We start from the raw sequence: 22,141 nt of genomic DNA on the forward strand, positions 1-22,141 counted from the left end.
CATCCGACCCTGGAGCCAGCATGGCGCGCGGTATCTTCTGGTTCGCTGGCCTGATCCTGGTGATCTACCTGCTGTTCACGGCGATCCTCTTCGTCTTCCAGCGCTCGCTCATCTACCTCCCCCAGCCGCGCGCTGCCAGCGAGGCAGCCGCGCTGAGGCTGCCCAACGACGCGGGTGAACTCATGGTCACCCTGAGGCCTCACGATGGTCCCAATGCGCTGATCTACTTTGGTGGCAACGCCGAGGATGTCTCGCTGAACCTGCCGGACTTTGCCGAGAGTTTTCCCGACCACGCGCTCTACCTGATGCACTACCGGGGTTTCGCCGGAAGCGACGGATCGCCCGGCGAGATCGCCATTCGCCAGGATGCCCTGAGCCTTTTCGATGCGATCGCCGGGGATCACCGCTGCGTGCTGGTCATGGGCCGTAGCCTGGGCAGCGCGATAGCCACCCACGTGGCCGCCCAGCGCGAGGTGTCACGCCTGATTCTGATTACCCCCTTCAACAGCCTCGAAGAATTGGCCGCGCGCCAGTTTCCCTTCATCCCGGTGCACTGGCTGCTCAGGGACAGGTATCACACCTGGCGGGACGCGCCAGGCGTAGCGGCGCCCACCTTGCTGGTGGCGGCCGAAAACGACCGCATCGTGCCCCGGCAGAGCACCGAGGCGCTGCTAGGCCGCTTCAGCGATGGGCTGGCCAGCCTCGCTGTGATCCCCGACCGCGGGCACAACACCCTGCACATGAGCGACGCCTACGCGGAGGTGCTGGCCCGCGCGCGCTGCCCTGAGGAGGAGGACTGAGGCGCGTCGGCAGGGACCGACGGCGGCGATTCGCGGTCAGCAGTGAGAGAGCCCAACGCGAGGGAGCGACGATGAACAGGCAAATCTTCCGAACCGCCTGCCTGCTGGCCTACTGCGGGCTGTTGCAGGCAGGCGCGGCGCACGCCGATGAATCACTTGAGCTGATCACCCTGATCAACGACTACCGCGAGGCGCCAGGCGAGTGCGAGGGACGAAGGGTCGAGTCCATGGGCCCGCTGGTGCCTGACGACGACCTTTCCAGGCTACGTCTTGCCTCCGGTGACGACTGGCGCGCTGCCCTGCAAGAGATCGATTACCAAGCCGCCAGTGCACAGGCCGTCGTGCTGTCCGGGCTGCGCGACGCCAGCGCCACGATGGGCGCGCTACACCAGAACTATTGCCAATTGCTGCTCGACCCTCAGTTTGCCGACATCGGCGTCTCCCGCGAGGGAAACAGCTGGCACCTGGTGCTCGCTCGCCCCCTGCTGGAGGACGGCCTCGGCGACTGGCAGCAGGCGGGACAGGAGATCCTGCGCCAGGTCAATGAGACGCGCGGCGCGGCCAGGCGGTGCGGCGGCGAGCATTTCGAGGCGGCCCCCCCGCTTCGCTGGAACGAGCAGCTGGCGAACGCCGCACTGGCCCATAGCAGGGACATGGCCGATAAGAATTACTTCAGCCACCAAGGGCGGGACGGCTCGCAGGTGAGCGACCGGATCAACCGCGAGGACTACACCTGGCGCCAAGTGGGGGAAAACATCGCCGCCGGCCAGGGCTCGCCAAGCCAGGCGATTTCCGGGTGGCTGGCCAGCCCGGGGCATTGCGCTAATATCATGAACCCGAACTATCAGGAAATGGGCGCCGCCTATGCGCTGGAGCCCCAGAGCGATGCCGCGATCTACTGGACCCAGGTCTTCGCCACGCCGCGCTAGCCGGTCTTCCCAACCACAACAAGACGGACCCCGATGAAAAAGACCATCCTTGCCTTCAGCCGCATCACTCCTGCCATGGCCGATCGCCTGCGTGAGCATTACGAAGTCATCATCCCCTCGCCCGCCCTGGGCAACCTGAACACGCAGTTCGAAAAGGCCTTGCCCGAGGCCCACGGACTGATCGGTGCCGGACGCAAGCTGGGCAGCAAGCAGCTATGCACGGCCGAGCGGCTCGAGGTGGTCTCCAGTGTCTCGGTGGGCTACGACAACTACGACCTGGGCTACCTCACCGAGCGCGGCATCATGCTCACCAACACCCCGGACGTGCTCACCGAAAGCACCGCCGACCTTGCCTTTTCCCTGATCCTCGGTAGCGCCCGGCGAATCGCCGAACTCGACGCATGGACAAAGGCCGGCAACTGGACCCGTACCCTGGAGGCTGCCCAGTTCGGCTGCGACGTGTTCGGCAAGACCCTGGGTATCGTCGGGCTCGGCAACATCGGCTCGGCGGTGGCGCGCCGTGGTCGCCTGGGGTTCGGGATGAACATTCTCTACAGCGGCAACACTCCGAAACCGGAACTCGAACATGCGCTCGACGCGCGCTTCGTGCCCCTCGACGAGCTGTTGGCCAACGCCGATTTCGTCTGCCTGGTGGTTCCGCTGAATGCCAACACCCGCCATCTGATCGGCGAGCGCGAGCTCCAGCTGATGAAACCCAGCGCGATCCTGGTCAACGTTTCCCGCGGCCCGGTGGTGGACGAGCAGGCGCTGATCGCCGCGCTCGAGCAAGGCCGTATTCGCGGCGCGGGGCTGGATGTCTACGAACGCGAACCCCTGTCCGCGTCACCGCTGTTCTCCCTGCCCAACGCCCTGACCCTTCCGCACATAGGCTCGGCCACTGATGAAACCCGCCTGGCCATGGCAGACCGCGCGGTGGAGAACATGATCGCTGCCCTCGAAGGCCACCGCCCCCGCGACCTGGTCAACCCCGAGGTCTGGCGCCCCGATGGCAACCACGGCCCAGTCAACTGATACCCACCATTTGAAGACAACCGGTCTAAACAGGAGATTTGCATGTTCAACGCCATCCTGATCGACAAGAACGACAGCGGCTACCTGGCTCGCCTGACTGAGCTCGACGAGGCCCGGTTGCCCGAAGGCAACGTGACGGTGCGGGTCGGTTTCAGCACTCTGAACTACAAGGACGGCCTGGCCATCACCGGTAAGGGCCCGGTGGTCAGGCAATTCCCCATGGTGCCGGGTATCGACCTGGCCGGAACGGTGGAGCAGAGCAGCCACCCCTCCTACAGGGTGGGCGACAAGGTAGTGCTCAACGGCTGGGGCGTGGGCGAAACCCATTGGGGCGGGCTGGCGCAAAAGGCACGTCTGGACGGCGACTGGCTGATTCCGCTTCCCGAGCGCTTCAGCGAACGTCAGGCGATGGCCATCGGTACCGCAGGCTACACCGCCATGCTCTGCCTGCTCGCGCTGGAACGGCACGGCCTGAATTCCACAAAGGGGCCGGTGCTGGTCACTGGTGCCAATGGTGGTGTCGGCAGTTTTGCGATCGCCCTGCTGGCGCGCAACGGCTACGAGGTGATCGCCGCCACCGGCCGCCCGCAGGAAGCCGAGTACCTCAAGCGGCTCGGCGCAGGCACCATCCTGGACCGTGCTGAACTCTCCGAACCGGGCCGACCTCTCGGCAAGGAACGCTGGGCCGCCGCGATCGATTCGGTCGGCAGCCACACCCTGGCCAATGTCTGCGCCGGTACCAAAAGCGACGGCGCAGTGGCCGCCTGCGGCCTGGCCCAAGGGATGGACCTTCCGGCGACGGTTGCCCCGTTCATCCTGCGCGGGGTGAGCCTGCTAGGGATCAACAGCGTGACCCGCCCCTATGACGAGCGCATCGAGGCCTGGGCGCGCCTGGGGCGTGATCTCGACCTGGCCCAGCTCGACGCCATCACCGAGGAAATCGGCCTGAGCGAGGCGATCGACGCGGCCGGCCGCTTGCTGGATGGGCAGGTTCGCGGCCGTGTGGTGGTAAACGTCGATCGCTGAGACATGAGGTCGATCATCGGCCGGGACCGCCAAGGGACAAAGCGTTTACTTGCGTGGCCCATCGTCGTATAAACGGCCAACCATACACACACGATCCTTGAGGAATTGGCTATGTCCAACAATCCGGCAGAAATGGAAATTCTCGATATGGCCGACGAGTTCATCGCCGTCGCCAACCGTCTCCTCGAGGAGCAGGGAAAGGACCTCGGCCATATCAGCGCCGCGATCCGCTTTGCGGCGGCGCGCTTCAGCGCCCACGAAGCGGCCTGCCGCTCGGGCGATCTGGCGCTGGACAAGGAAAAGGCCGAGACCTGGTACACCGATCAGTTCAACCAGATGGTTCGGGAAAACCTCGAGCAACACCTGAACGCACACTGATCATCTGCGCCTCGCCGCCCAGGTGAGGCGCGGGACCTGCCTCTTTACCCCGCAGACCCGACGAACGGCACGCCTTCATCGATATCGGCGCAAAACAGGGATCTGAGTGAGGTGACGCCTCCTGACTCCGGGATAGACCGTGGCCGCCCAAGCCAGGAGGCAACTCTCAGCCGAGGTCGCTTTCCCAGATCAGATTGCCGTCATCGCTGACCTCGACCACCTTGGTCAAAGCCGCTTCGGCCGCTGCGTCGGCCTCGGAGGCCAGATCATAGCGCTGCCCATTGGCCACCTGATGGACGCGGGCGCTCTCGTCGGTGTCGCGGCGCTTTATTGCAATGACCGCTTCGAAGGCGTCGCCGGCAGGCACGGCAGAAGAAAGCGCTTCGAACTGGCTGAAATGTTTGCGGGCCATTGGGTTACCTTTCGTGTCATGGTTTGCCAATGGACAACGGGAGGCGGTCGAGAACTCGTGCGGGTGGACAGCCGGAGCAGGCGAGCAAACGCGCGCGGGCCAGCCCGGGCAAGGCCGCTCTACGCGCTCAGGTGATCAGGCCGCTTCTGCAAACAGATTGCGGCCATGGTCGACGCATTGATCCACCAGCCACTTGCCATGCGCAATGGATGCCCTCTGGGCATTTTCCAGGTCGGCCATGAAGGCATGATCGACCGGCAACGCCAACCGGCGCGTGGTTCGGCCCGAGCCATCGGTAAGACGGCACCCGCCTGCCCAGGGCGTCGGGTTGCCCGGATGCTCGATGATCTCCGTGGTGATGGTGTAGTCGCGGTAGCTGCACTGCATTACTGTCATTGTAAGAGCCTCACTATCTGGCGGCGCTGGCCAGGTTCGACGGAGGTTCGTCAGGCTCCTGGCAAGAGCCGGCTCCCGCCGAGCGGCAGGTCTGGAATGATGTCGTCCATGGCATCCGTGTCCCACCCATAGGTATAGCAGTGCCCGCAGCCTCTGCACGGTAGGGATTAAGAGTTCCGACGAATGCGCTCGGGTTGGCCGATCCGAATCGAGGGCCCTATGAGAGCCTCGACTTGAGCATATACACCCGGGCAGGCCACCAGATACGGATTGCCCTGAAGCAGCCCGTCGCCTGCGAGGAAATCGTTGGCCAGCCCGCCGGCTTCTTTCACCAGCACCAGCCCAGCCAGGCAGTCCCAGCTCTTGAGGTGGGTCTCGTAATAGCCGATCAAACGTCCTGCCGCCACGTAGGCGGTGGTCAGCGCACCCGAGCCGTTGCGAAAGAACATGCCGCCCTCGGCGAGCAGCCGTTCGAGGAAGGGAATGAAATGGTGCTTGCCTTCCTTGTGAAAGGTGCCGGTACCCAGCAGGCCCTGACTGACATGGGTCGCCTCGCTGACGCGCAACGGCGTGTCGTTGACGAAGGCGCCGCGCCCCCGGCAGCCGTGGAACAGTTCGTCGTGATTGGGATCGGCGATGACGCCGATGACCGGCTCCCCCGCTATCGCCAGTCCAATCGACACGCACCAGTTGTGCAGGCCGTTGAGGAAACAGGCGGTGCCGTCAATGGGGTCGATCACCCACAGGCAGCAGGCTTGGAGGTCCAAGGTGCCGCCCTCCTCGCCAACGAAGCCGTCCTCGGGAAAACGCTCCGCGAGCCTGCTACGAATGAATTCTTCCAGACGCTTGTCAGCGATGCTGACCATATCCTGGCGGTCACTTCCCTTGTGTTCGATGGTCAACCCGCTGCGATTGCGATAGTACTCCATGCCCATCCGAGCGGCCTCGAGGGCGATGGTCCTGGCGTAATCGTAGCGGGCGTCGAGCCCTTCGTCGGTGGTGGTCACGGGATGCTCCTCAGGCGATTTGCCCGCATGCTATGCCACCGTGGGCCGAGTCTCCAGTTCGCCGACCTGCGGGGTGAATGCTCCAGGCCCATCGGCAGTCCAAACCCTGTCATTCGCATCAGAGGATCTCCCATGGGACTGTTCGACAAGATCAAAGACAAGCTCGGCATGAATCAGGACGCAAAGCAGGACACGCCGGTTGCCGGCGCCACTGCCGGCCCCGAGTCGGTATTCCCGGACGAGCGCCCTTCGACCACCAACAATGCGACAACCGGACCGGGACGGCCCGTGACGGACGAGGGCAGCGCCTCGCCAACGGCTGCGGCTCCGGCTCCGGCTCCGGCTGCCGATAGCGCGCGAACCACCGTCTTCGACGTCGCCGCCAAGCTGGACGAAAAGGCCGCCAGCCACCCGGAAAAACTGAACTGGCGCACCTCGATCGTGGATCTGCTGAAGCTGCTGGACCTCGATAGCAGTCTGGGCGCGCGCAAGGAGCTGGCGACAGAACTGGGCTGCCCCGCGGACAAGATGGGCGATTCGGCGCAGATGAACATGTGGTTGCACACGGAGGTCATGCGCAAGCTGGTGGAGCATGGCGGAAGCGTTCCGCCTGAGCTGGCAGGCTGAGGCATCCGGCACGGCAGGTGCCCCCGCAGGGCGGGGGCACCTGGGGGTCAGACGTCGTTTTTCTGATGCAGCAGGACGTTCAACTCATCGACCACCGGCTCCCAATCGGCGTCTTCAGCCAGTTCTTCGCGGAGCAATGCGGCTTGCGCCGGGTTCCAGAAGTCCGCCTCTGACAGTTTCACGCCCTGGGGAAGGGTATGGCTGGCAACAAAGGCATCGATGCTTTCCTGGTCCGAATCGAGCCCGAGCTGATCGAACAGGGTGGTGAGATCCTTGTTGATGATTTCCACGGTTACCTCCTCAAACGTTATGGTCTGTAAGGATAGAGGCCCGGGTTGCCGCGGCGGTTCCAGCCGACGATCAACAGCCGTGTACGGTGATCCGGTTGCGGCCAGCGTGCTTAGACGCGTAGAGCGCATGGTCGGCACGCTGGATAAGGTGTTCGTGGCTGGCGCAGGGTTCGCTCAGATCGGCCACGCCGATGCTGATGGTGAATCGGATCGACTGGCCCTCGTGCATCACCTCGGTGGCCTCGGCTGTCTTGCGCAAACGCTCGGCCAGCAGGCGCGCGCCCGGCGCACTGACATCCGGCAGCAATACGGCGAACTCCTCTCCTCCGTAGCGGCCAGCCAGGTCGGCGTCGCGAATGGAGTCGGCGGTGATACGCGCCAGTGTCTGTATCACCCGGTCGCCGGCCTGGTGGCCATAGGTGTCGTTGATGCGCTTGAAGTGATCAATGTCGAACATGATCAACGAGGCCATGCTGCCGTAGCGTCGGTGGCGCGCGTACTGACGCTTGAGCTCTTCTTCCCAGTGCCCACGATTGCTCAGGCCGGTCAGGCGATCGGTGCGCGAAAGCTGTTCCAGCTGGGCGTTCGCTTCGAGTAGCTGACGCCGGTTGACCGCCACGCTGGTGACGTCATAGATGATCAGGCAGACGTGCTGCGTCTCGCTGTTGATCGACACCACAGGCATCAGCGTGGTGTTCTGGAACATCAGCGGTTCCTGCCCGAGGATCGGCTGGTAGTTCTTGAAACGAACCACATAGGGTCGCTGCTCCCAGACGGTGAACGCCGGCGTGCCGAGCGTCAACACGCTCTCTACCTTGCGTCGGAACCACAGCTGCGGCACTTCTGGAAACAGCTCGAAGAATGACTGGCCGGAGGCTTGCGCCGCGCTGCGTCCGGAATGGTTTTCCATGAAGCTGTTCCAGGCCTTGACCCGCAGGTCGAGGTCGAGCATCACCACGCCCACGTCGATGCCTTGCAGGATCGCCAGCAAGCGATGAAGTTCGTTCAGGTCGCTCTCGTCCAAGGCATCACTCCATCAGGTAGGCGATGTTCCGCTGGATCAGCGGCACCGAATCTTCGCTGAACAAAAGCAGCAGGTCGAAGTGGATGTCGTAGCCTTCGATGCCGTAACACAATTCGACCGCCAGCGTTCTCTGCCAGCGCACCCCTTCCAGTTGCGCACACTGGGCCAGCTCGCCGTCATGACTGAGGATCTGCGGGTGCCCCTGGGAGAACGGCAGGTTGAGCTGCGCGGCGATACCACGCAGACAGGCACCGATGAGCACGCAGGACAGATCCAGCAAAAGCTCCATGGGCGAGGACTGGTCCGGCTGCCAGTGCATCAGACGAGCGACATCGGCGATCTCGGAGTCGTGAAAGATCAGCAACGCCTCCCCACTGATGCCCCCGGCAATGTAACCCTGACTGACAGTGACCAGCCGCTTTTCGTTGCCCGCCTGGGCCAGCGCCATCTGCAGCTCGCCAACCTCCATCAGATTGACGTTGGGCACTGGCAAGCGCACGTAGACCCCAAGCACCTTGGCCAGTAGCGCGGCTGCCTGCCCCATGGCGACGTTGACCACCTCTTGGAAGGAATCACGAAACGAGGGCTGTGGTTCCTCGGCGCCCTGTGCCAAGCCCGACCGCGCAGCCGGATCGTACAGCCCGACATCGACCAGCGTTCGCATGAGGATCGCCGGATCGACCGGCTTCTGCAGAAACGCCAGCGCCCCCAGCTCGGTGACCCGGCGCACCGCTTCGTCCTGGATGTCCCCGGAGACCACGACGACCTGGCAGGACAGCCCTTCGCGGCGGATGGCCGCGAGCATGCCGTAGCCATCGAGCACCGGCATGGTCAGATCCAGCAGCACCAGGTCGATCGACTTCTGCCGCAACAGTTCGAGCCCCACCTGACCGTCTGCAGCGTGAAACACCTGCGCCGGCCAGCCGGAGGGTAGCGCGCGCAGCAGTTGCTTGCGCGCCATGCTCGAATCGTCGCAGATGAGAAGCGTGAACTCAGTCATGTTACGTACTGCTGGACGGAATCGCGCGAGAGTAGCATGAGGCTTCCGCCAGAGCGGATGCTTTTTGCCACCAGGCCCCCCGGCGCACTGCAGTTGCGAGCTCAGGAAGCAGCGGCCACACTTGTGCTTCCACCCTCTCGATTCGCGAACTGGAACAGGCCGCCGCATGAGCACGCAGAAACCCACCATTCCCTACAGCCAGCGCGAACAGGGCTATCGGGAGAAAGCACTGAAGATGTATCCCTGGGTCTGCGGGCGCTGCGCCCGTGAGTTCTCGGGCAAACGCCTGAGCGAACTTACTGTGCATCACAAGGACCACAACCACGACAACAATCCCGAGGACGGCTCCAACTGGGAACTGCTATGCCTCTATTGTCATGACAATGAGCATTCCCGGTATACCGACAACCAGTACTTCGCCGAGGCGAAACCCGGCAGCGATGCGGGACCGAAAACCACCTTCAAGGCCTTGGCCGGACTCGGCGATCTATTGAAGAAAAACGGCGAGTGAGGGGCATGCGCCGCCGCCGATGAGCCGGTCGAGCTGGAGGGCGCTTAAGTGACATAGAACCGCGCGGTTGACTCGGTGGCAACCGGGTCGTCCTGCGCACAGGACACTTTGTGGCAAAGCGCACAAGCCTCCCTGCCATTGTCCAGTGTCGGCCTGATGATCAGTCAAGGAAGCCTTTTAAAATCAATCTTTTAAGGAATGGCTCAAGCCTTGCTTCGCCAGCGACACCGACCATGCAGGGTATCGCTGATGAAACTCGTGATTGATCGACCTTACGTCGAAGCGCTGGTAGAGAAATTCCCGGAGTTGGCCAGCCTGTCCGCCCAGCTCAAGTTCGGGAACAAGGCTGAGGTTCAGGTCGAGCAGATCTCCCAGAATCAGTTGGGGTACCTGCAGCAGCTCTACCAGGCGGCAGGGCCGGCAATGAGGCTGCGCGCGGCGCAGCTCGACACCATCGGCAAGGTGCTCGCTGCCCAGGGGGAACGCTATGGGGAAGGCGACCTAGAGCGCATGGTGCCAGACGTGGCCGTGTTCCTGATCCAGCACGCGATTCGCGGCTGGCTGTTCAAGCTCAATGTGGCCGGCAAGCCGATCGCCTATCTGGTGTCACGCATCGATTTCACCCCACCGGGCGACGAGGAAGCCGGTCGCATCCTCATTGAGCTCAAGGCCAACGCCATGGCCAGGATCGTCTCGCTCACGCTGCAGATCGTCGAGCGCGACATCCTCGGCAAGAGCGTTCCGGAAATCTTCCTGGCGAAAGGCTTTCTGAAGGAAACCCGCGAGCTGATCACGGCCTACGATCTTTCCACCGGCTACTTCTTCGAGTGGCGCTCCGACTACGGAAGACAGTTCTCCGCCAGCGGCACCGGCGTCTTCGCCGAGGACCCGACCGCTACCCACCGCAGCAACGACTGGGCACGCAAGGACCTGGTGGTGCTTTCCTCTTCCGGCGGCAGCGCACGCCTGGTCAACGACGAGGAGATCCTCAAGGAGCGGGCGCTGGTACAGGACGCCTCAGGGGATCTGCTTGGCAAATACCTGCGCAAGGCCGGACGCAGCATGCGCTACGACGAAGGCGTGGAAAAGACGATGGAAAGCCTCCAGGCCGATATCCCGGCCGGGACGTTTTCGGAACTGCCGGTGCACGCCTACATCCTGATGTTCCACCTGGAGCTGCACCATCACCTCTGGGTCCATGTCGACGACATGCAGCCCTACGAGTACCAGCCGGACCTGAAGCAAAAGCTCATTCTGCCGCCCGAGCAGACCGACCTCATCGATATCCTCACCGCCGAGATGGACGTGCTGATGGATGACATCGTCGAGGGCAAGTCCGGCGGCACCACGGTGCTCTGCGCCGGCCCACCCGGGGTCGGCAAGACGCTGACCGCCGAGGTGTACTCAGAGATCATCAAGCGCCCGCTGTACCGCGTGCACTCCGGGCAACTGGGGCTCAGCGTGGCGGAAATGGAACAGACCCTCAAGGCCACACTGACCCGCGCCCAGCGCTGGGGCGCGGTGATGCTGATCGACGAGGCGGACGTCTACATCAAGCGACGCGACGACAATATCACCGCCAACGCGGTGGTCGGGGTGTTCCTGCGGGTGCTGGAATACTTCAATGGGCTGTTGTTTCTCACCACCAACCGGGTCGATGACATCGACGAGGCCGTCATCTCGCGTTGCATCGCACTGATCAGGTATCACCCGCCCGGGGTCGAGGACCGTCGCCGGATCTGGCGGGTGATGACCGAGCAGTTCGGCTTGCAAGTCGAGCCGGCCCTGCTCGACCGACTGGCCGTGATCTTCCCCGAAGCCAGCGGACGAGACATCAAGGGCTTGTCAAAGCTGGTCTCGAAGTACTGCAACCATAAATCGGTGGCGCCCACCCTGGCGGTCTTCGAACGCTGCAGCATCTTTCGGGGGATGGAAACGGAGACGGAATGACAACCGCCACCGATAGGTAGCTCACGACGAGGCACTGCGGTGGGCGTCGGCGCCCACCGGGCCTTGCTCATAAGCGCAGACCTCTTCATTGCGGTAAACCCTGGGCTCCACCGAACCGGATCGCCGCTATCGCACCGAGAGCGTCCGGTATTCGTCGTGGGCCAACTGGTCGGTCATGCCGCTGACGAAATCCTGTAGCAGGCGGCAGCGGTAGTAGAACTCCCAGAGCGGCCAGTCAGGATCGTCTCGTTCGATGGGCTTGAGCGCCTCGTGATAAGCCTTGTTCAGTTGGCTGGGTAGTCGCCTGGCCAGCATCTGCAGATGGGGCTCGCCGGGGGCACGGCCCCGGCTAAGTGCGAGGAAGGTATCAGGATCGACCTGCAGCAACGGCGCGTAGAGTTCAAGTAGTCCCTGGAGAATGCGATAGCCCTGCAGATGCAGGGTTTCCACTTCGCGGTGACAGAACACATGCGCTGCCGCGACGCCCTTGAACGCCAGCAGGATGGCATGGGCGAGACTGCCGTCTTCAAGCAACGCCCGGTCGAGGGTGCCCTGCAGCACCGCATCGATATGCTCGACAAATTGCTCGGCCGCGTGCTGTACCAGCGGATGGATCATGCTGACCCGCAAACTGATGAAGAACTCACCGACCCGGTTGATCGGTTCGTTACGCGCCTTCGCGCTCGCCTTGGCGACCAGCTCCGAGAAGCTCTTGCCGGCTACCGGGATAGGTTCGTCGATCGAGGCATGTTCGGCGAACTTGCTCAGCAGCAGCTCGGCCAGGCGATCCAGATCGAGGATGCCTTTCTCGACCGAGTCCTCCAGATCAGCCAGGCAGTAGGCGATGTCGTCGGCCGCTTCCACGATGTACACCAGCGGATGACGGGAGCCAGGCGCCATGCCCAGGGCCTCGCGCAGGTCCGAGACATAGGCCTCCTCGGACAGGTAGTAGCCGGGCTTCTTGCCCAGATAGGCCCCGGCCGAACCGCGCGGTGGGCGTTCGACATAAGCCGGGCGGACATACTTGAGCAGACAGGCTGTCTGGGTATAGGTGAGATTCAGACGCAGCAGCTTGACCGCCAGGCGGATCGCCTGTGCATTGCCTTCGAAGCATTTGAGGTCCAATAGCATTCGCTGGCGTAACGAGGGATCGCCCAGGTGTCGAGCTACCGCGGTGGTGAAAAGCCCGTCCACCGACCGCTCGAACCATTGGCCGATGGCGAACTCGCCAAAATGACCAAAGGGCGGGTTACCGATGTCGTGGCTCAGGCAGGCCATTTCCACCAGTGTCTCCACAGGACCTTCCAAACCGTCCAGCCCATAACGTCGGGCCTCATCACCCAGGACCTGGTAGAGCCTTCGCACGATATAGCGGCCCGTCTGCTGCACCTCCAGCGAGTGGGTCAGCCTGCTACGAACCGCTGCGTTTCGCTCCAGGGGAAAGACCTGGGTCTTTTGCTGGAGGCGGCGGATAGCCGCGGAATTGATGATGCGGCCTCGGTCACTCTCGAACTGATGTACCAGCTCGGCCAGATCGAATGACCGCTCGGCCGGCGAGGCGGAATCGCTGGGGCGCCGGGGCGTAATGCTACATTTAAGATTCAAGGCTGGTCTCCGCTTCCCTGAAGCGAGCCTACCCGCCTCTGGGCCCGGCTCCAAGTGGCATGACTCGTGGCGAAGGACCAGGGCGCGCTCGACAATCAGAACTGAGCCGTGCTGACCGCGTCGAACAGAGACCACCAACGTCGCAAGGGTTACCGCAGGCATCCCGCCCGGCTACAAGGAACGGCATGAAGATCCGCTTCGTCTCCAGCGACACCTTGGTCATCCAGCAGATATGCGCCCTGCTCCCGGCTGGGGACATCACTGTCGTACCCTGCTGTGTCCCCTTGCAGGAACCCCACACCGGCGACCCGCATCGACTGGTGGGTGACCAGTTGCTGACCGCCTTCAAGCTGATCGGCAAGCCGGTATTCATCGAGCACACCGGCCTGGAAGTGCGAAGCCTGAACGATTTCCCTGCCGGCCTGACGCGGCTCTTCTGGGAGACGCTGCTCAAGGATCGTTTTGCCCACTTCATCGGCCGACTCGAAGACCCCAGCGCCCGCATGCGCACTGTGATCGGCTACTGCGACGGGCGCAAGCGACACTATTTCGAGGCCTGCCTCGAAGGTCGAATCGCGCCGGAACCGGCCGGTACCAGCGGGGACTGGAGCAGTGTGTTCGTTCCTGATGGCAGCGAACGCACCCTGGCCGAGCTCGCCGGGCCGGAGGCGCCTGTCCTGCCGCGCAAGCAGGCCGTGGACGCCCTGGTCGCCTTTCTCAGGGAGCACCGATGATCGACCAGCTGAAAGAAGCCTACCGGCAGAAACGCCTGATCCTCTTCGTCGGCTCCGGTGTCTCCGCGAGCATTGGCCTACCCCCCTGGCGCCAGCTCATCGACGAGATCGCGATGCAGCTCGACTACGACCCCGAGGTGTTTGCAACCTATGGCAACTTCCTGTCGCTCGCCGAGTTCTACCGGATCAGAAAAGGCAATATCGGCGCTTTGCGCAGCTGGATGGATCGAGAGTGGCATCAGGGCATCGAGATTCGCAACTCGGAAATCCACCGACTCATCGTCCAGGGGCGGTTTCCGTCGATCTATACCACCAACTACGATCGCTGGCTGGAATATGCCCATGACGCCTACCAGGTAGGCTACGTCAAGATCGCCAACGCCAGTGACCTGGCCAAGGCCCGCGACGGCGTGCGCCAGATCATCAAGTTCCATGGGGATTTCGACGATGACGCTTCACTGGTCATGGACGAGACCAGCTATTACGAGCGCCTTCAGTTTGAAACGCCTCTGGACATCAAGCTGCGCGCGGAGACCTTGAGCAAAGCGGTGCTCTTCATCGGCTATAGCCTGTCGGATACCAACATCCGGCTGCTGTTCCACAAGTTATCCAAGATCTGGAGCAAGCACGAATCGCTCGGCGTCCGACCGATTTCCTACGTGTTCTCGCACAAACCCAATCCGGTTCAGGAAGAAATACTCAGTCAGTGGGGCATCCGGATGATCGCCTCTGAGGACGACGAACCGGGAGCCGCGCTGGAGCACTTCCTCCGTGATCTGGTAGAGGGCTGATCACTTCACCAGCAAGACGGGAACCGGCACTTCGTGAATGACCCGGGTGGCCACCGAGCCCAACAGCAAGCCGGTGAAGCTGCTCAGCCCGCGCGTGCCCATCACTACCGTGTCGCAACCAAGCTGAGCGACTGCATCCCGGACGCGCTCTGGAACGTTACCCAAGGCCGCGTGTGCTTCGGCATTGATGCCAGCGCTACGCAGCCGCGCTATAGCCTCTTCGGAGACCTGATCACCCTTGGTCATCAGGCTTCGAGTCAACTCGTCGATCATGTCTCCTGTGACGTATTCGCCGAACAGCAGCGGCTCCTGCTGGACGTTGAGCACGTGGACCTGCAAGGGCCCTTGATTGTCCTTGGCAAAATCGACCAGATACTGGAGCGCTCGCTTCGAGCTGTCCGAACCATCGTATGCCATCAGTACCGTACGCATCGCCCTGCCTCCTCTGTCGTTCGAGCTTGACAATAGTTTGGCTGAGTCGACGCAATATGCCAGCGCTAGTCACAACAAAGCTGACCCTGGTCAGGAAAGGGCTGCAGTCCGGTGAGGCAATCGAAAAAGCCGTTGACTGGTGCCGGCGGCGGAGCTGTAGCCCCGCCGTCGGAGCGATCATGGGGAGATGGGGTCGCTTGCAGGAAATGTTTCTTCGAGAGCTTCGTCCAGTTGATCCTCGTCGGCCTCGCTGGGATCGCGCTCGATATCCTCGGAGGCGGTCTCTTCCAATTGTTCAGGCTGTCTGTCGTTCATAGTCGAGCTCCCAATGGCTGGCTGTGTATGAACGATTAGGCCGTGCGCAATGAAATGAGTTCGAGCCGAGCGGGAAGCAAAAGAGGGAAGCGAGAAAAGAAAAGGAAGAATCGGCGCGCAAAAAAATAAGGGGCGGGGGAAGCTCCCCCGCCCGGTATCATCCATGAGTCCCTGTTTCCAAACGCATCGTCCTGATGCATCGCATCCTGCGATGGTCCTGACCAGCGTCCTGCCCGCCGCGTTCTTCCCGAACACAGGGTTGATGTTAATGGGCTCACCACCGGCTGCAAGGGCACCCAGGACGGTGGCCGAAGCCAGCCAGGCAAAGGACTGAAATAATATGCCTTTAAAATCAAGGCATTAGCTAATCAGCAAGCAATTAATCCTACATGATATGCGGTCTTTTAAGCAAAGACTTACATCACCTGTAAGAGAATGCTCACAAAGCGTAAGGGGAAACAGGAAAAGCCGGCTTGGCATCGCCGAGCCGGCATGGAGGTCACTGAAACAGCGCCTCACTGGACAGACCATTACGCTCCACGATACCCCGGAGTCGCTTGAGGGCTTCGACCTGTATCTGGCGGACCCGTTCCCTGGTCAAACCAATTTCCTGTCCTACTTCTTCCAGGGTGCTGCTCTCGTGCCCACGCAATCCGAAGCGGCGGATCACCACGTCTCGCTGCTTGTCCGAGAGTTCGGACAACCACTCGTCCATGCTCGCGCAGAGGTCATCATCCTGAAGCAGATCGCAGGGGTCCGACGGGCGATCGTCGGTAAGGGTATCGAGCAGCGTCTTGTCCGAATCAGGGCCAAAGGCCACGTCGACAGAGGTGACCCGCTCATTGAGGCCGAGCATTCGCTTGACCTCATCGACAGGCTTCTCCATCAGGGTGGCGATATCTTCCGGGCGAGGCTCGTGGTCCAGCTTTTGGGTCAGCTCGCGAGCTGCTCGAAGGTAGACGTTGAGCTCCTTGACCACGTGGATGGGCAATCGAATAGTGCGGGTCTGGTTCATGATCGCCCGCTCGATGGTCTGTCGAATCCACCAGGTGGCGTAGGTCGAAAAGCGGAATCCGCGTTCCGGATCGAATTTCTCGACCGCGCGGATGAGACCGAGATTGCCCTCTTCGATGAGGTCCAGCAGCGTAAGCCCCCGATTGAGGTAACGCCTGGCGATCTTGACCACCAGTCGCAGATTGCTCTCGATCATGCGCTTGCGGCCGGCGGGGTCGCCGCGTTGAGCAAGACGGGCGAAGTGGACTTCCTCTTCCGGCGTCAACAGTGGCGAGAAGCCTATTTCATTGAGGTAGAGTTGAGTGGCGTCCAGCGCCCGCGTGTAATCGCTCGTTCGATCACGTGAGCCGCTCTTGAGCGGACGGCTGCCGATGGGTTCGTCACCAATGGGGTTCGGCGAGCGATCCGCCTCGCCATATTCCGTCAGTAGAACCGTATCGTCTTGGTCAAACTCCGGCGCTTCTTTTTCGAGTGCCATTATTCTTGTCCCCTGCTGAGTTCGACAGGCCCGGCAGGCCCTGTGCAACAACAGGACACCGCCGAACACTTGTATGCCGGGACGTTCGCCGGGGGATCAGCGACGTGGCAGGTACTGCAACGGGTCGACGGGTTTGCCCTGACGCCGGATCTCGAAATGCAACTTCACCCGGTCGGCACCGGTGGAACCCATCTCTGCAATGGCCTGCCCTGCCTTGACCTCCTGACCTTCACGTACCAGCAGCCTGCGGTTATGACCGTAAGCGCTCACATAAGTGTCGTTGTGCTTGATGATCACCAGCTCGCCATAACCACGCAGACCGCTACCTGCATAGACGACCGTGCCATTCGAAGCAGCAAGGATAGGCTGTCCCAATTCGCCGGCGATATCAATGCCCTTGTTCAAGCTACTGTTTGACGAGAAGCGACTGATCAGCGTGCCATTGTGAGGCCAGGACCATCCTGAAGCGGAACGCGCAACAGGCGTGACCGGGGTAGTAGCCGGGGTACTCGGGCTGACAACCGCCGGCTGTTGCGGTGCGGGCGCCCGCACCACCGGCTGCGGCACAGTGGACTGGGTGGCCGCCGGACTGGATGGCCGAGCAGGTGCGGGAGCCTGGACGGAGCGTGACGCGCTGCCATCGAAACGAATTCGCTGACCCGGATAGATCACATAAGGCGAAGCGATACCGTTGTGACGTGCCAGGTCCTGCCAATCCCAGCCAAAGCGGAAGGCGATCGCCCACAGGGTGTCGCCCTGGCGCACCGTGTACTGGCCGGACGTAACCCGCGGATGCGCTGAACGGTCCACAACCTGGGCGCTGCCGCCAGGCGTACTGGTGCAACCTGCCAGGGTGACAGCCAGACTGCAGAACAACAAAAGCCCCTTGGCCGGGGTACTACTGAACCACCGCTGGAAGGCTGCAAGGCTCAATGCCTACTCCCTTGATCGTAATCCTACTGTCCAGCCCGTTGTAGCAGGCCGCCTTCCGGGTAACCGACCCGGCTTGAACCTCGTGACGCCAGAGGGGCGGACGCTAGGACGCCACCGGCTGGCGCACCCTGCCAGCAACCCACTCCAGCCCGAGTACCAACGCGACCCCGGACACCGCGAGCAGCAGAGCGATGAACATCTGCGGATCCTGCCCGGTCAGCTCACCATAGGCACCCGGAAGCAGGTTCTGCTGCAGCACGGGCACCTCCTCACCTGCGCTGTTGGTCCGCCAGGTCAGGGTTTCCTTCCATGGCCAGACCTTGTTCAGCGAGCCCACCATCAGCCCGGTGAGAAACGCCAGCGTACCGTCCCGGTAGTGCTTGAGCATCCAGCTCAGCAGGCGGGCAAAGCTCACCAGCCCGAGCAGCGCGCCGGCAGCGAAAAAACCGAGGAGCCCGAAATCCAGACTGCGGACCGCGCCGAGTACCACAGGGTACAGGCCGAGCAGGACAAGAATGAAGCTTCCGGAAATACCCGGCAAAATCATTGCGCAGATAGCAATGGCACCGGCCATGAAGATGCTCAGCGGACCGCTACCCATCTGCATCGGCGCCATCACCGTGATCCAGTAGGCGAAGAGCAGGCCGGCAGCGAAGCAGACCAATCGCGATAGCCGCCTCTGCTCCACCTCCCGGCCGACCAGATAGACCGAAACCAGAATGAGGCCGAAAAAGAACGACCAGACCGGTATCGGGTGCTCTTCAAGCAGATAAGTGATGATGCGCGCGAGGCTGAAGATGCTGGTGAGTACACCGGCCAACAGCGTGATCAGAAAGGTCGCGTCAGCTGCCTTCCAGGCCTGCCCGATCCGGCCGCGGGCAAGGTGCATGACGGCCTGGGGCACTGCCGCGATGGCAGCCAGCAGACGGTCGTAGATACCGGTGATGAAGGCGATGGTGCCGCCCGATACGCCAGGCACCACGTCGGCCGCGCCCATCGCCAAGCCCTTGGCGTACAGGAGAATGGTGTCTTTCATGGTTCCTTCCGCTGATGAAGTAGCTAATTTAGATGACAGGGCCATTCAGCAGTGGAACGAAACGCACGGCGTCGAGCACATGCCGCGTGAAACCGGACTCCTCGCGAATGATCAGCAACAGCTGCTGGACCTCGCCAGCGCCTACCGGAATGACCAACCGGCCGCCAGGGACCAGTTGATCGAGCAGGGCCTGTGGCACGTCCGTGGCTGCCGCGGTGACGATGATCCCGTTGTACGGCGCCAATGCGGGCCACCCTTCCCAGCCATCACCCCAGCGAAAGACCACGTTTCGGATTTTCAGTTCGGCGAGTCGCTCCTTGGCCCTGTCCTGCAGTGCCTGGATGCGCTCGACCGAGAACACCCGCTCGACCAGTTGCGCCAATACCGCGGTCTGGTAACCCGAGCCGGTCCCCACTTCCAGAACCTTGTCCAGCGGACCACCAGCGAGCAGGAGCTCGGTCATTCTCCCGACCATGTAGGGCTGGGAAATCGTCTGGTTGTGGCCGATCGGCAGCGCAGTGTCCTCATAGGCGCGATGCGCCAGAGCCTCGTCCACGAAGAGGTGTCGGGGCGTGCGGCGTATCACCTCGAGCACATGGGCGTCCGATAGGCCCTCCTCGTAGAGCCGCTGGATCAGACGATCGCGAGTGCGCTGCGAAGTCATGCCGGTGCCGCGCATGAGGTCTGCGGGCTCACGCTTCACAAGACACCCCCGATCCATGATTCGAGGCCGTCGAAGGCTTCGTGGAAGGTCCGATCGAGCTGGAGCGGGGTAATGGAGACGTAACCTTGCATCACCGCGTGGAAATCGGTACCCGGCCCGCCATCCTCGACATCGCCGGCCACCGAGATCCAGTAGCCTTCCTTGCCGCGCGGATTGGCCTGCTTGACCGGTGGTTTGGCGCGTTGGCGATGACCGAGCCGAGTCAGCTGGATGCCACGGATGTGATCAAGCGGCAGGTTGGGTACGTTCACACTGAGCACGGTACGGGCTGGCAATTGCAGCGTCTGCTGGCTCTCGATGAGCCGGCGAGCGATGTGCGCGGCGGTTGACAGGTTGTCTTCGGCCCGCGAACAGAGGGAGAAGGCGAAAGAGGTGTGGCCCGTGAAGCGCCCTTCGATCGCAGCCGCCACCGTACCCGAGTACAGCACGTCGTCGCCCAGATTGGCCCCCAGATTGATGCCGGAGACAACCATGTCCGGTGCCTCTTCGAGCAATCCGTTGAGCCCTAGATGAACGCAGTCGGTAGGCGAGCCGTTCACTCCGATGAAGCCGTTCGGCAAGCGCACCGGATGCAGCGGACGATCGAGCGTCAGCGCACTGCTGGCACCACTCATGTCCTGGATGGGCGCGACCACGCGACACTCGGCCAGGGTGGCCAGGGCGTCGTGGAGCGCGGCGAGGCCCGGGGCGAACACCCCGTCGTCGTTGGCGATCAGAATACGCATCAGATGTCCGTCTGCCCTGCCAGACTGACCAGCTCCCGTACCACGGCGGTGGCGAAGCATCCGGTCGGCAGGACGAATTCCAGTTGCAGAATGTCAGGTCCGGGATAATGCCACGTCAGCCCGCCAATGGGGAGGCGCAGAATGCGCCGTTCGTGCGCCAGACCCGCTTTCTCCAACCATTCGGCCAGGTCCTGCTGGTCGGCAAGGACATTGCGTTCGAGCGCGGCAGGCACCCCGCCCAATGGCACGCCACCCGTCCCCCACAGCGGACCACTCGGATGAAGGTCCAGCAACGCCAGCCTTGGATCGCCGCAGTCGGCCTCGCCTGCTGGAAAGAAACTGCGACTGTTGGTGAACGAGAGGAGATCTCCCGGCAGGGCTCGGTCCCAGTTGCCCGCGGCGACCCGCTCCGCCAGGACGCGGTTGAACAGATAACTGCGCGCCGAGGACAGTAGCCGGGAGCGCAGGTTGCGCTGCACCGGCAGCTCATGGCGACTGGCAAAGTCACGAGCCTGAAGGAGATTGCCCCCCTCATGGCCGAAACGCTGCGGACCGAAATAGTTGGGCACGCCGCGGTCCCGAATGGATGCCAGGCGCGCATCGAGCGCGCCACGATCGGCCTTCAGACTTGTCAGGCGCAAGGTGAAACCATTGGCCGAATGGGCCCCGCGCTGCAGCTTGCGGCTATGGCGGGTGCACTGCAGCACGTGCAGTCCCGGCTCCTCCAGCGGCCGCAGATCAGGGTCGGCCTTGCCCGGCAAGTGCAGGCTGAACCACTGCCGGGTCAGCGCCTGGCGGTCCTTGAGACCGGCATAACTCACCAGCTTGAGCGGTACGCCGAGGCCACGGGCGAGCCGACGGGCCGCTTCCTCGGTATTCAGGTTGCGTTTCTCTACCCATAACCACAGGTGCTCGCCTGCCCCACTGAGGGGGATATCGAGAACCTCATCGACCTGAAAATCCTCGGCGCAAGCCTTGAGGACCGCGGTGCCGCAAGATTCACCGTAGGCTGTCGGCCCCAATAGCTGCAGTTCGTTCATGTCGGCAGCAACAGGGCGACCGCGTGCGCCGCGATGCCCTCTTCCCGGCCGGTAAAGCCAAGCTTCTCGGTGGTGGTCGCCTTGACGTTGACCTGGTCCAGGTCAACTTGAAGATCCGCGGCGATGTGGCTGCGCATCCGCTCGATATGCGGGGCCATCCTGGGCGCCTGGGCGATCAGGGTGGCGTCAACGTTGCCGACTCGCCAGCCCTTGGCCTGCACCAGTGTCAGCACCTGCCGCAAAAGCACGCGACTGTCGACCCCCTTGAATTGCGCATCGGTGTCGGGGAAATGCTTGCCGATATCACCCAGCGCGGCAGCCCCCAGCAGGGCGTCGCTCAGGGCGTGCAGCAGCACATCCCCATCGGAATGGGCGATAAGCCCGAAGCGATGGGCGATCCGTACGCCCCCAAGGGTGATGAACTGACCTTCGCCGAAGCGGTGTACATCATAGCCGTGGCCGATACGCATATTGATTGGCATCCAGAAAAACCGGCCGTCGATTCTACCCGCTGCGAAGGATCGACGCAGATGATTGAACCCATCGGCCCTTTCAATCTCATATCGCCAACGGACGATATAAAATTCGTTCCGGTTCGATATACAGGGGCTACCCGCCCGGCAGTGCCATGACCGACGACCTTGACCTCATGTTCAAAGCGCTCGCCCATCCGCTGCGACGCGAGATCCTGCTCTGGTTGAAGACGCCCGAGCAGCATTTTCCAGACCAGGAGCACTCGCTGGAGTTCGGGGTCTGTGCTGGCCAGATCGACAGGCGCGCCGGCTTGTCGCAATCAACCGTGTCAGCCCATCTGGCCAGTTTGCAACGCGCCGGTCTGGTCAGCAGCCGGAAGGTAGGCCAATGGCATTTCTTCCGCCGCAACGAGACAGCCATCCTGGCGTTCATTCAGCGGATCGGAGAACAGCTCTGAC

At 62.6% G+C, this 22,141-nt stretch carries 27 protein-coding genes; 11 read left to right on the top strand and 16 right to left on the bottom strand.

Going from position 1 to position 22,141, the window contains the following annotated elements; all coding sequences use genetic code 11:
* Positions 1-20: 20 nt before the first annotated feature.
* From ACFOMF_RS01040 to ACFOMF_RS01060, 5 genes are all read left to right on the top strand, one after another.
* Positions 21-800 (top strand): alpha/beta hydrolase, encoded by a 780-nt coding sequence (locus tag ACFOMF_RS01040; protein WP_386360362.1) that lies wholly within the window; start codon positions 21-23, stop codon positions 798-800.
* Between the two features lie 71 nt (positions 801-871).
* Positions 872-1,729 carry a CAP domain-containing protein gene (locus tag ACFOMF_RS01045; RefSeq protein ID WP_386360364.1) on the top strand — a complete coding sequence of 286 codons (858 nt, stop codon included), beginning with the start codon at positions 872-874 and terminating at the stop codon, positions 1,727-1,729.
* A gap of 33 nt (positions 1,730-1,762) precedes the next feature.
* On the top strand, positions 1,763-2,761 hold the full coding sequence (locus ACFOMF_RS01050) for a 2-hydroxyacid dehydrogenase (protein WP_386360366.1): 999 nt from the start codon (positions 1,763-1,765) through the stop codon (positions 2,759-2,761).
* Between the two features lie 42 nt (positions 2,762-2,803).
* Entirely contained in the window at positions 2,804-3,787 is a 984-nt protein-coding gene (gene acuI, locus ACFOMF_RS01055; RefSeq protein ID WP_386360368.1) for an acrylyl-CoA reductase (NADPH), read from the top strand.
* A gap of 111 nt (positions 3,788-3,898) precedes the next feature.
* Positions 3,899-4,165, top strand: a complete 267-nt coding sequence (locus tag ACFOMF_RS01060; RefSeq protein ID WP_386360369.1) for a DUF3144 domain-containing protein — start codon at positions 3,899-3,901, stop codon at positions 4,163-4,165.
* A gap of 166 nt (positions 4,166-4,331) precedes the next feature.
* Here ACFOMF_RS01060 and ACFOMF_RS01065 read toward each other — a convergent pair whose 3' ends face one another.
* The 3 genes from ACFOMF_RS01065 to ACFOMF_RS01075 all read right to left on the bottom strand — a co-directional run bounded on the left by ACFOMF_RS01065 (position 4,332) and on the right by ACFOMF_RS01075 (position 5,980).
* A complete protein-coding gene (locus tag ACFOMF_RS01065; RefSeq protein WP_386360370.1) occupies positions 4,332-4,577 on the bottom strand; it encodes a hypothetical protein in 246 nt (81 codons plus the stop codon).
* A 135-nt stretch (positions 4,578-4,712) separates the two neighbouring features.
* Complete coding sequence (locus tag ACFOMF_RS01070) at positions 4,713-4,973, bottom strand: hypothetical protein (RefSeq protein WP_386360372.1); 261 nt, start codon at positions 4,971-4,973, stop codon at positions 4,713-4,715.
* Positions 4,974-5,140: 167 nt separating this feature from the next.
* Positions 5,141-5,980, bottom strand: coding sequence for an inositol monophosphatase family protein (locus ACFOMF_RS01075; protein WP_386360374.1), 840 nt, complete (start codon positions 5,978-5,980; stop codon positions 5,141-5,143).
* 132 nt (positions 5,981-6,112) lie between these two features.
* Between ACFOMF_RS01075 and ACFOMF_RS01080 the strand changes: the two genes are divergently transcribed.
* Complete coding sequence (locus tag ACFOMF_RS01080; RefSeq protein ID WP_386360375.1) at positions 6,113-6,607, top strand: DUF3597 domain-containing protein; 495 nt, start codon at positions 6,113-6,115, stop codon at positions 6,605-6,607.
* 47 nt (positions 6,608-6,654) lie between these two features.
* On the opposite strand, the gene ACFOMF_RS01085 is transcribed toward ACFOMF_RS01080, so the two are convergent.
* The 3 genes from ACFOMF_RS01085 to ACFOMF_RS01095 form a co-directional block, all read right to left on the bottom strand.
* Complete coding sequence (locus ACFOMF_RS01085) at positions 6,655-6,897, bottom strand: DUF2789 domain-containing protein (protein ID WP_386360377.1); 243 nt, start codon at positions 6,895-6,897, stop codon at positions 6,655-6,657.
* Between the two features lie 70 nt (positions 6,898-6,967).
* Positions 6,968-7,921 carry a sensor domain-containing diguanylate cyclase gene (locus ACFOMF_RS01090; protein WP_386360379.1) on the bottom strand — a complete coding sequence of 318 codons (954 nt, stop codon included), beginning with the start codon at positions 7,919-7,921 and terminating at the stop codon, positions 6,968-6,970.
* Between the two features lie 4 nt (positions 7,922-7,925).
* On the bottom strand, positions 7,926-8,921 hold the full coding sequence (locus ACFOMF_RS01095; protein ID WP_386360381.1) for a response regulator: 996 nt from the start codon (positions 8,919-8,921) through the stop codon (positions 7,926-7,928).
* Positions 8,922-9,087: 166 nt separating this feature from the next.
* Here ACFOMF_RS01095 and ACFOMF_RS01100 point away from each other — a divergent pair, with 166 nt between their 5' ends.
* Complete coding sequence (locus tag ACFOMF_RS01100; protein WP_386360382.1) at positions 9,088-9,432, top strand: YajD family HNH nuclease; 345 nt, start codon at positions 9,088-9,090, stop codon at positions 9,430-9,432.
* Between the two features lie 249 nt (positions 9,433-9,681).
* Positions 9,682-11,382, top strand: a complete 1,701-nt coding sequence (locus ACFOMF_RS01105; RefSeq protein WP_386360384.1) for an ATP-binding protein — start codon at positions 9,682-9,684, stop codon at positions 11,380-11,382.
* Between the two features lie 126 nt (positions 11,383-11,508).
* Here the strand turns inward: ACFOMF_RS01105 and dgt are convergent, their stop codons facing one another.
* The gene (gene dgt, locus ACFOMF_RS01110) at positions 11,509-12,987 is read right to left on the bottom strand and encodes a dGTPase (protein ID WP_386360385.1); all 1,479 of its coding nucleotides are present in this window, start codon (positions 12,985-12,987) and stop codon (positions 11,509-11,511) included.
* 59 nt (positions 12,988-13,046) lie between these two features.
* On the opposite strand from dgt, the gene ACFOMF_RS01115 reads away from it, so the two are divergent.
* Positions 13,047-13,721 carry a non-canonical purine NTP pyrophosphatase gene (locus ACFOMF_RS01115; RefSeq protein ID WP_386360386.1) on the top strand — a complete coding sequence of 225 codons (675 nt, stop codon included), beginning with the start codon at positions 13,047-13,049 and terminating at the stop codon, positions 13,719-13,721.
* Positions 13,721-14,512, top strand: a complete 792-nt coding sequence (locus ACFOMF_RS01120) for an SIR2 family protein (RefSeq protein WP_386360653.1) — start codon at positions 13,721-13,723, stop codon at positions 14,510-14,512. Before ACFOMF_RS01115 ends, ACFOMF_RS01120 begins: the two co-directional genes overlap by 1 nt.
* Here ACFOMF_RS01120 and ACFOMF_RS01125 read toward each other — a convergent pair whose 3' ends face one another.
* The 9 genes from ACFOMF_RS01125 to ispF all read right to left on the bottom strand — a co-directional run bounded on the left by ACFOMF_RS01125 (position 14,513) and on the right by ispF (position 21,679).
* Positions 14,513-14,944, bottom strand: a complete 432-nt coding sequence (locus ACFOMF_RS01125; RefSeq protein WP_386360388.1) for a universal stress protein — start codon at positions 14,942-14,944, stop codon at positions 14,513-14,515.
* Positions 14,945-15,121: 177 nt separating this feature from the next.
* A complete protein-coding gene (locus ACFOMF_RS01130) occupies positions 15,122-15,259 on the bottom strand; it encodes a hypothetical protein (RefSeq protein ID WP_386360390.1) in 138 nt (45 codons plus the stop codon).
* Positions 15,260-15,758: 499 nt separating this feature from the next.
* Positions 15,759-16,751 (bottom strand): RNA polymerase sigma factor RpoS, encoded by a 993-nt coding sequence (gene rpoS, locus ACFOMF_RS01135; RefSeq protein WP_386360392.1) that lies wholly within the window; start codon positions 16,749-16,751, stop codon positions 15,759-15,761.
* A gap of 96 nt (positions 16,752-16,847) precedes the next feature.
* Positions 16,848-17,684: a peptidoglycan DD-metalloendopeptidase family protein gene (locus tag ACFOMF_RS01140; RefSeq protein ID WP_386360394.1), complete on the bottom strand. Its 837-nt coding sequence runs from the start codon at positions 17,682-17,684 to the stop codon at positions 16,848-16,850.
* Positions 17,685-17,787: 103 nt separating this feature from the next.
* The gene (locus ACFOMF_RS01145; RefSeq protein WP_386360396.1) at positions 17,788-18,720 is read right to left on the bottom strand and encodes a DUF368 domain-containing protein; all 933 of its coding nucleotides are present in this window, start codon (positions 18,718-18,720) and stop codon (positions 17,788-17,790) included.
* Between the two features lie 28 nt (positions 18,721-18,748).
* Complete coding sequence (locus ACFOMF_RS01150; protein WP_386360655.1) at positions 18,749-19,384, bottom strand: protein-L-isoaspartate(D-aspartate) O-methyltransferase; 636 nt, start codon at positions 19,382-19,384, stop codon at positions 18,749-18,751.
* A 35-nt stretch (positions 19,385-19,419) separates the two neighbouring features.
* The gene (surE, locus tag ACFOMF_RS01155; protein ID WP_386360398.1) at positions 19,420-20,169 is read right to left on the bottom strand and encodes a 5'/3'-nucleotidase SurE; all 750 of its coding nucleotides are present in this window, start codon (positions 20,167-20,169) and stop codon (positions 19,420-19,422) included.
* A complete protein-coding gene (truD, locus tag ACFOMF_RS01160; protein WP_386360400.1) occupies positions 20,169-21,209 on the bottom strand; it encodes a tRNA pseudouridine(13) synthase TruD in 1,041 nt (346 codons plus the stop codon). The genes surE and truD overlap by 1 nt, the downstream gene beginning before the upstream one ends.
* Positions 21,206-21,679 (bottom strand): 2-C-methyl-D-erythritol 2,4-cyclodiphosphate synthase, encoded by a 474-nt coding sequence (ispF, locus tag ACFOMF_RS01165; RefSeq protein ID WP_386360657.1) that lies wholly within the window; start codon positions 21,677-21,679, stop codon positions 21,206-21,208. Before ispF ends, truD begins: the two co-directional genes overlap by 4 nt.
* A 158-nt stretch (positions 21,680-21,837) precedes the next feature.
* On the opposite strand from ispF, the gene ACFOMF_RS01170 reads away from it, so the two are divergent.
* Positions 21,838-22,140 (top strand): ArsR/SmtB family transcription factor, encoded by a 303-nt coding sequence (locus tag ACFOMF_RS01170; protein WP_386360402.1) that lies wholly within the window; start codon positions 21,838-21,840, stop codon positions 22,138-22,140.
* The last annotated feature ends 1 nt before the right edge of the window (position 22,141 follow it).

Origin of the sequence: Stutzerimonas tarimensis (genome assembly GCF_042648805.1) — a bacterium.
Taxonomy (GTDB): domain Bacteria; phylum Pseudomonadota; class Gammaproteobacteria; order Pseudomonadales; family Pseudomonadaceae; genus Azomonas; species Azomonas tarimensis.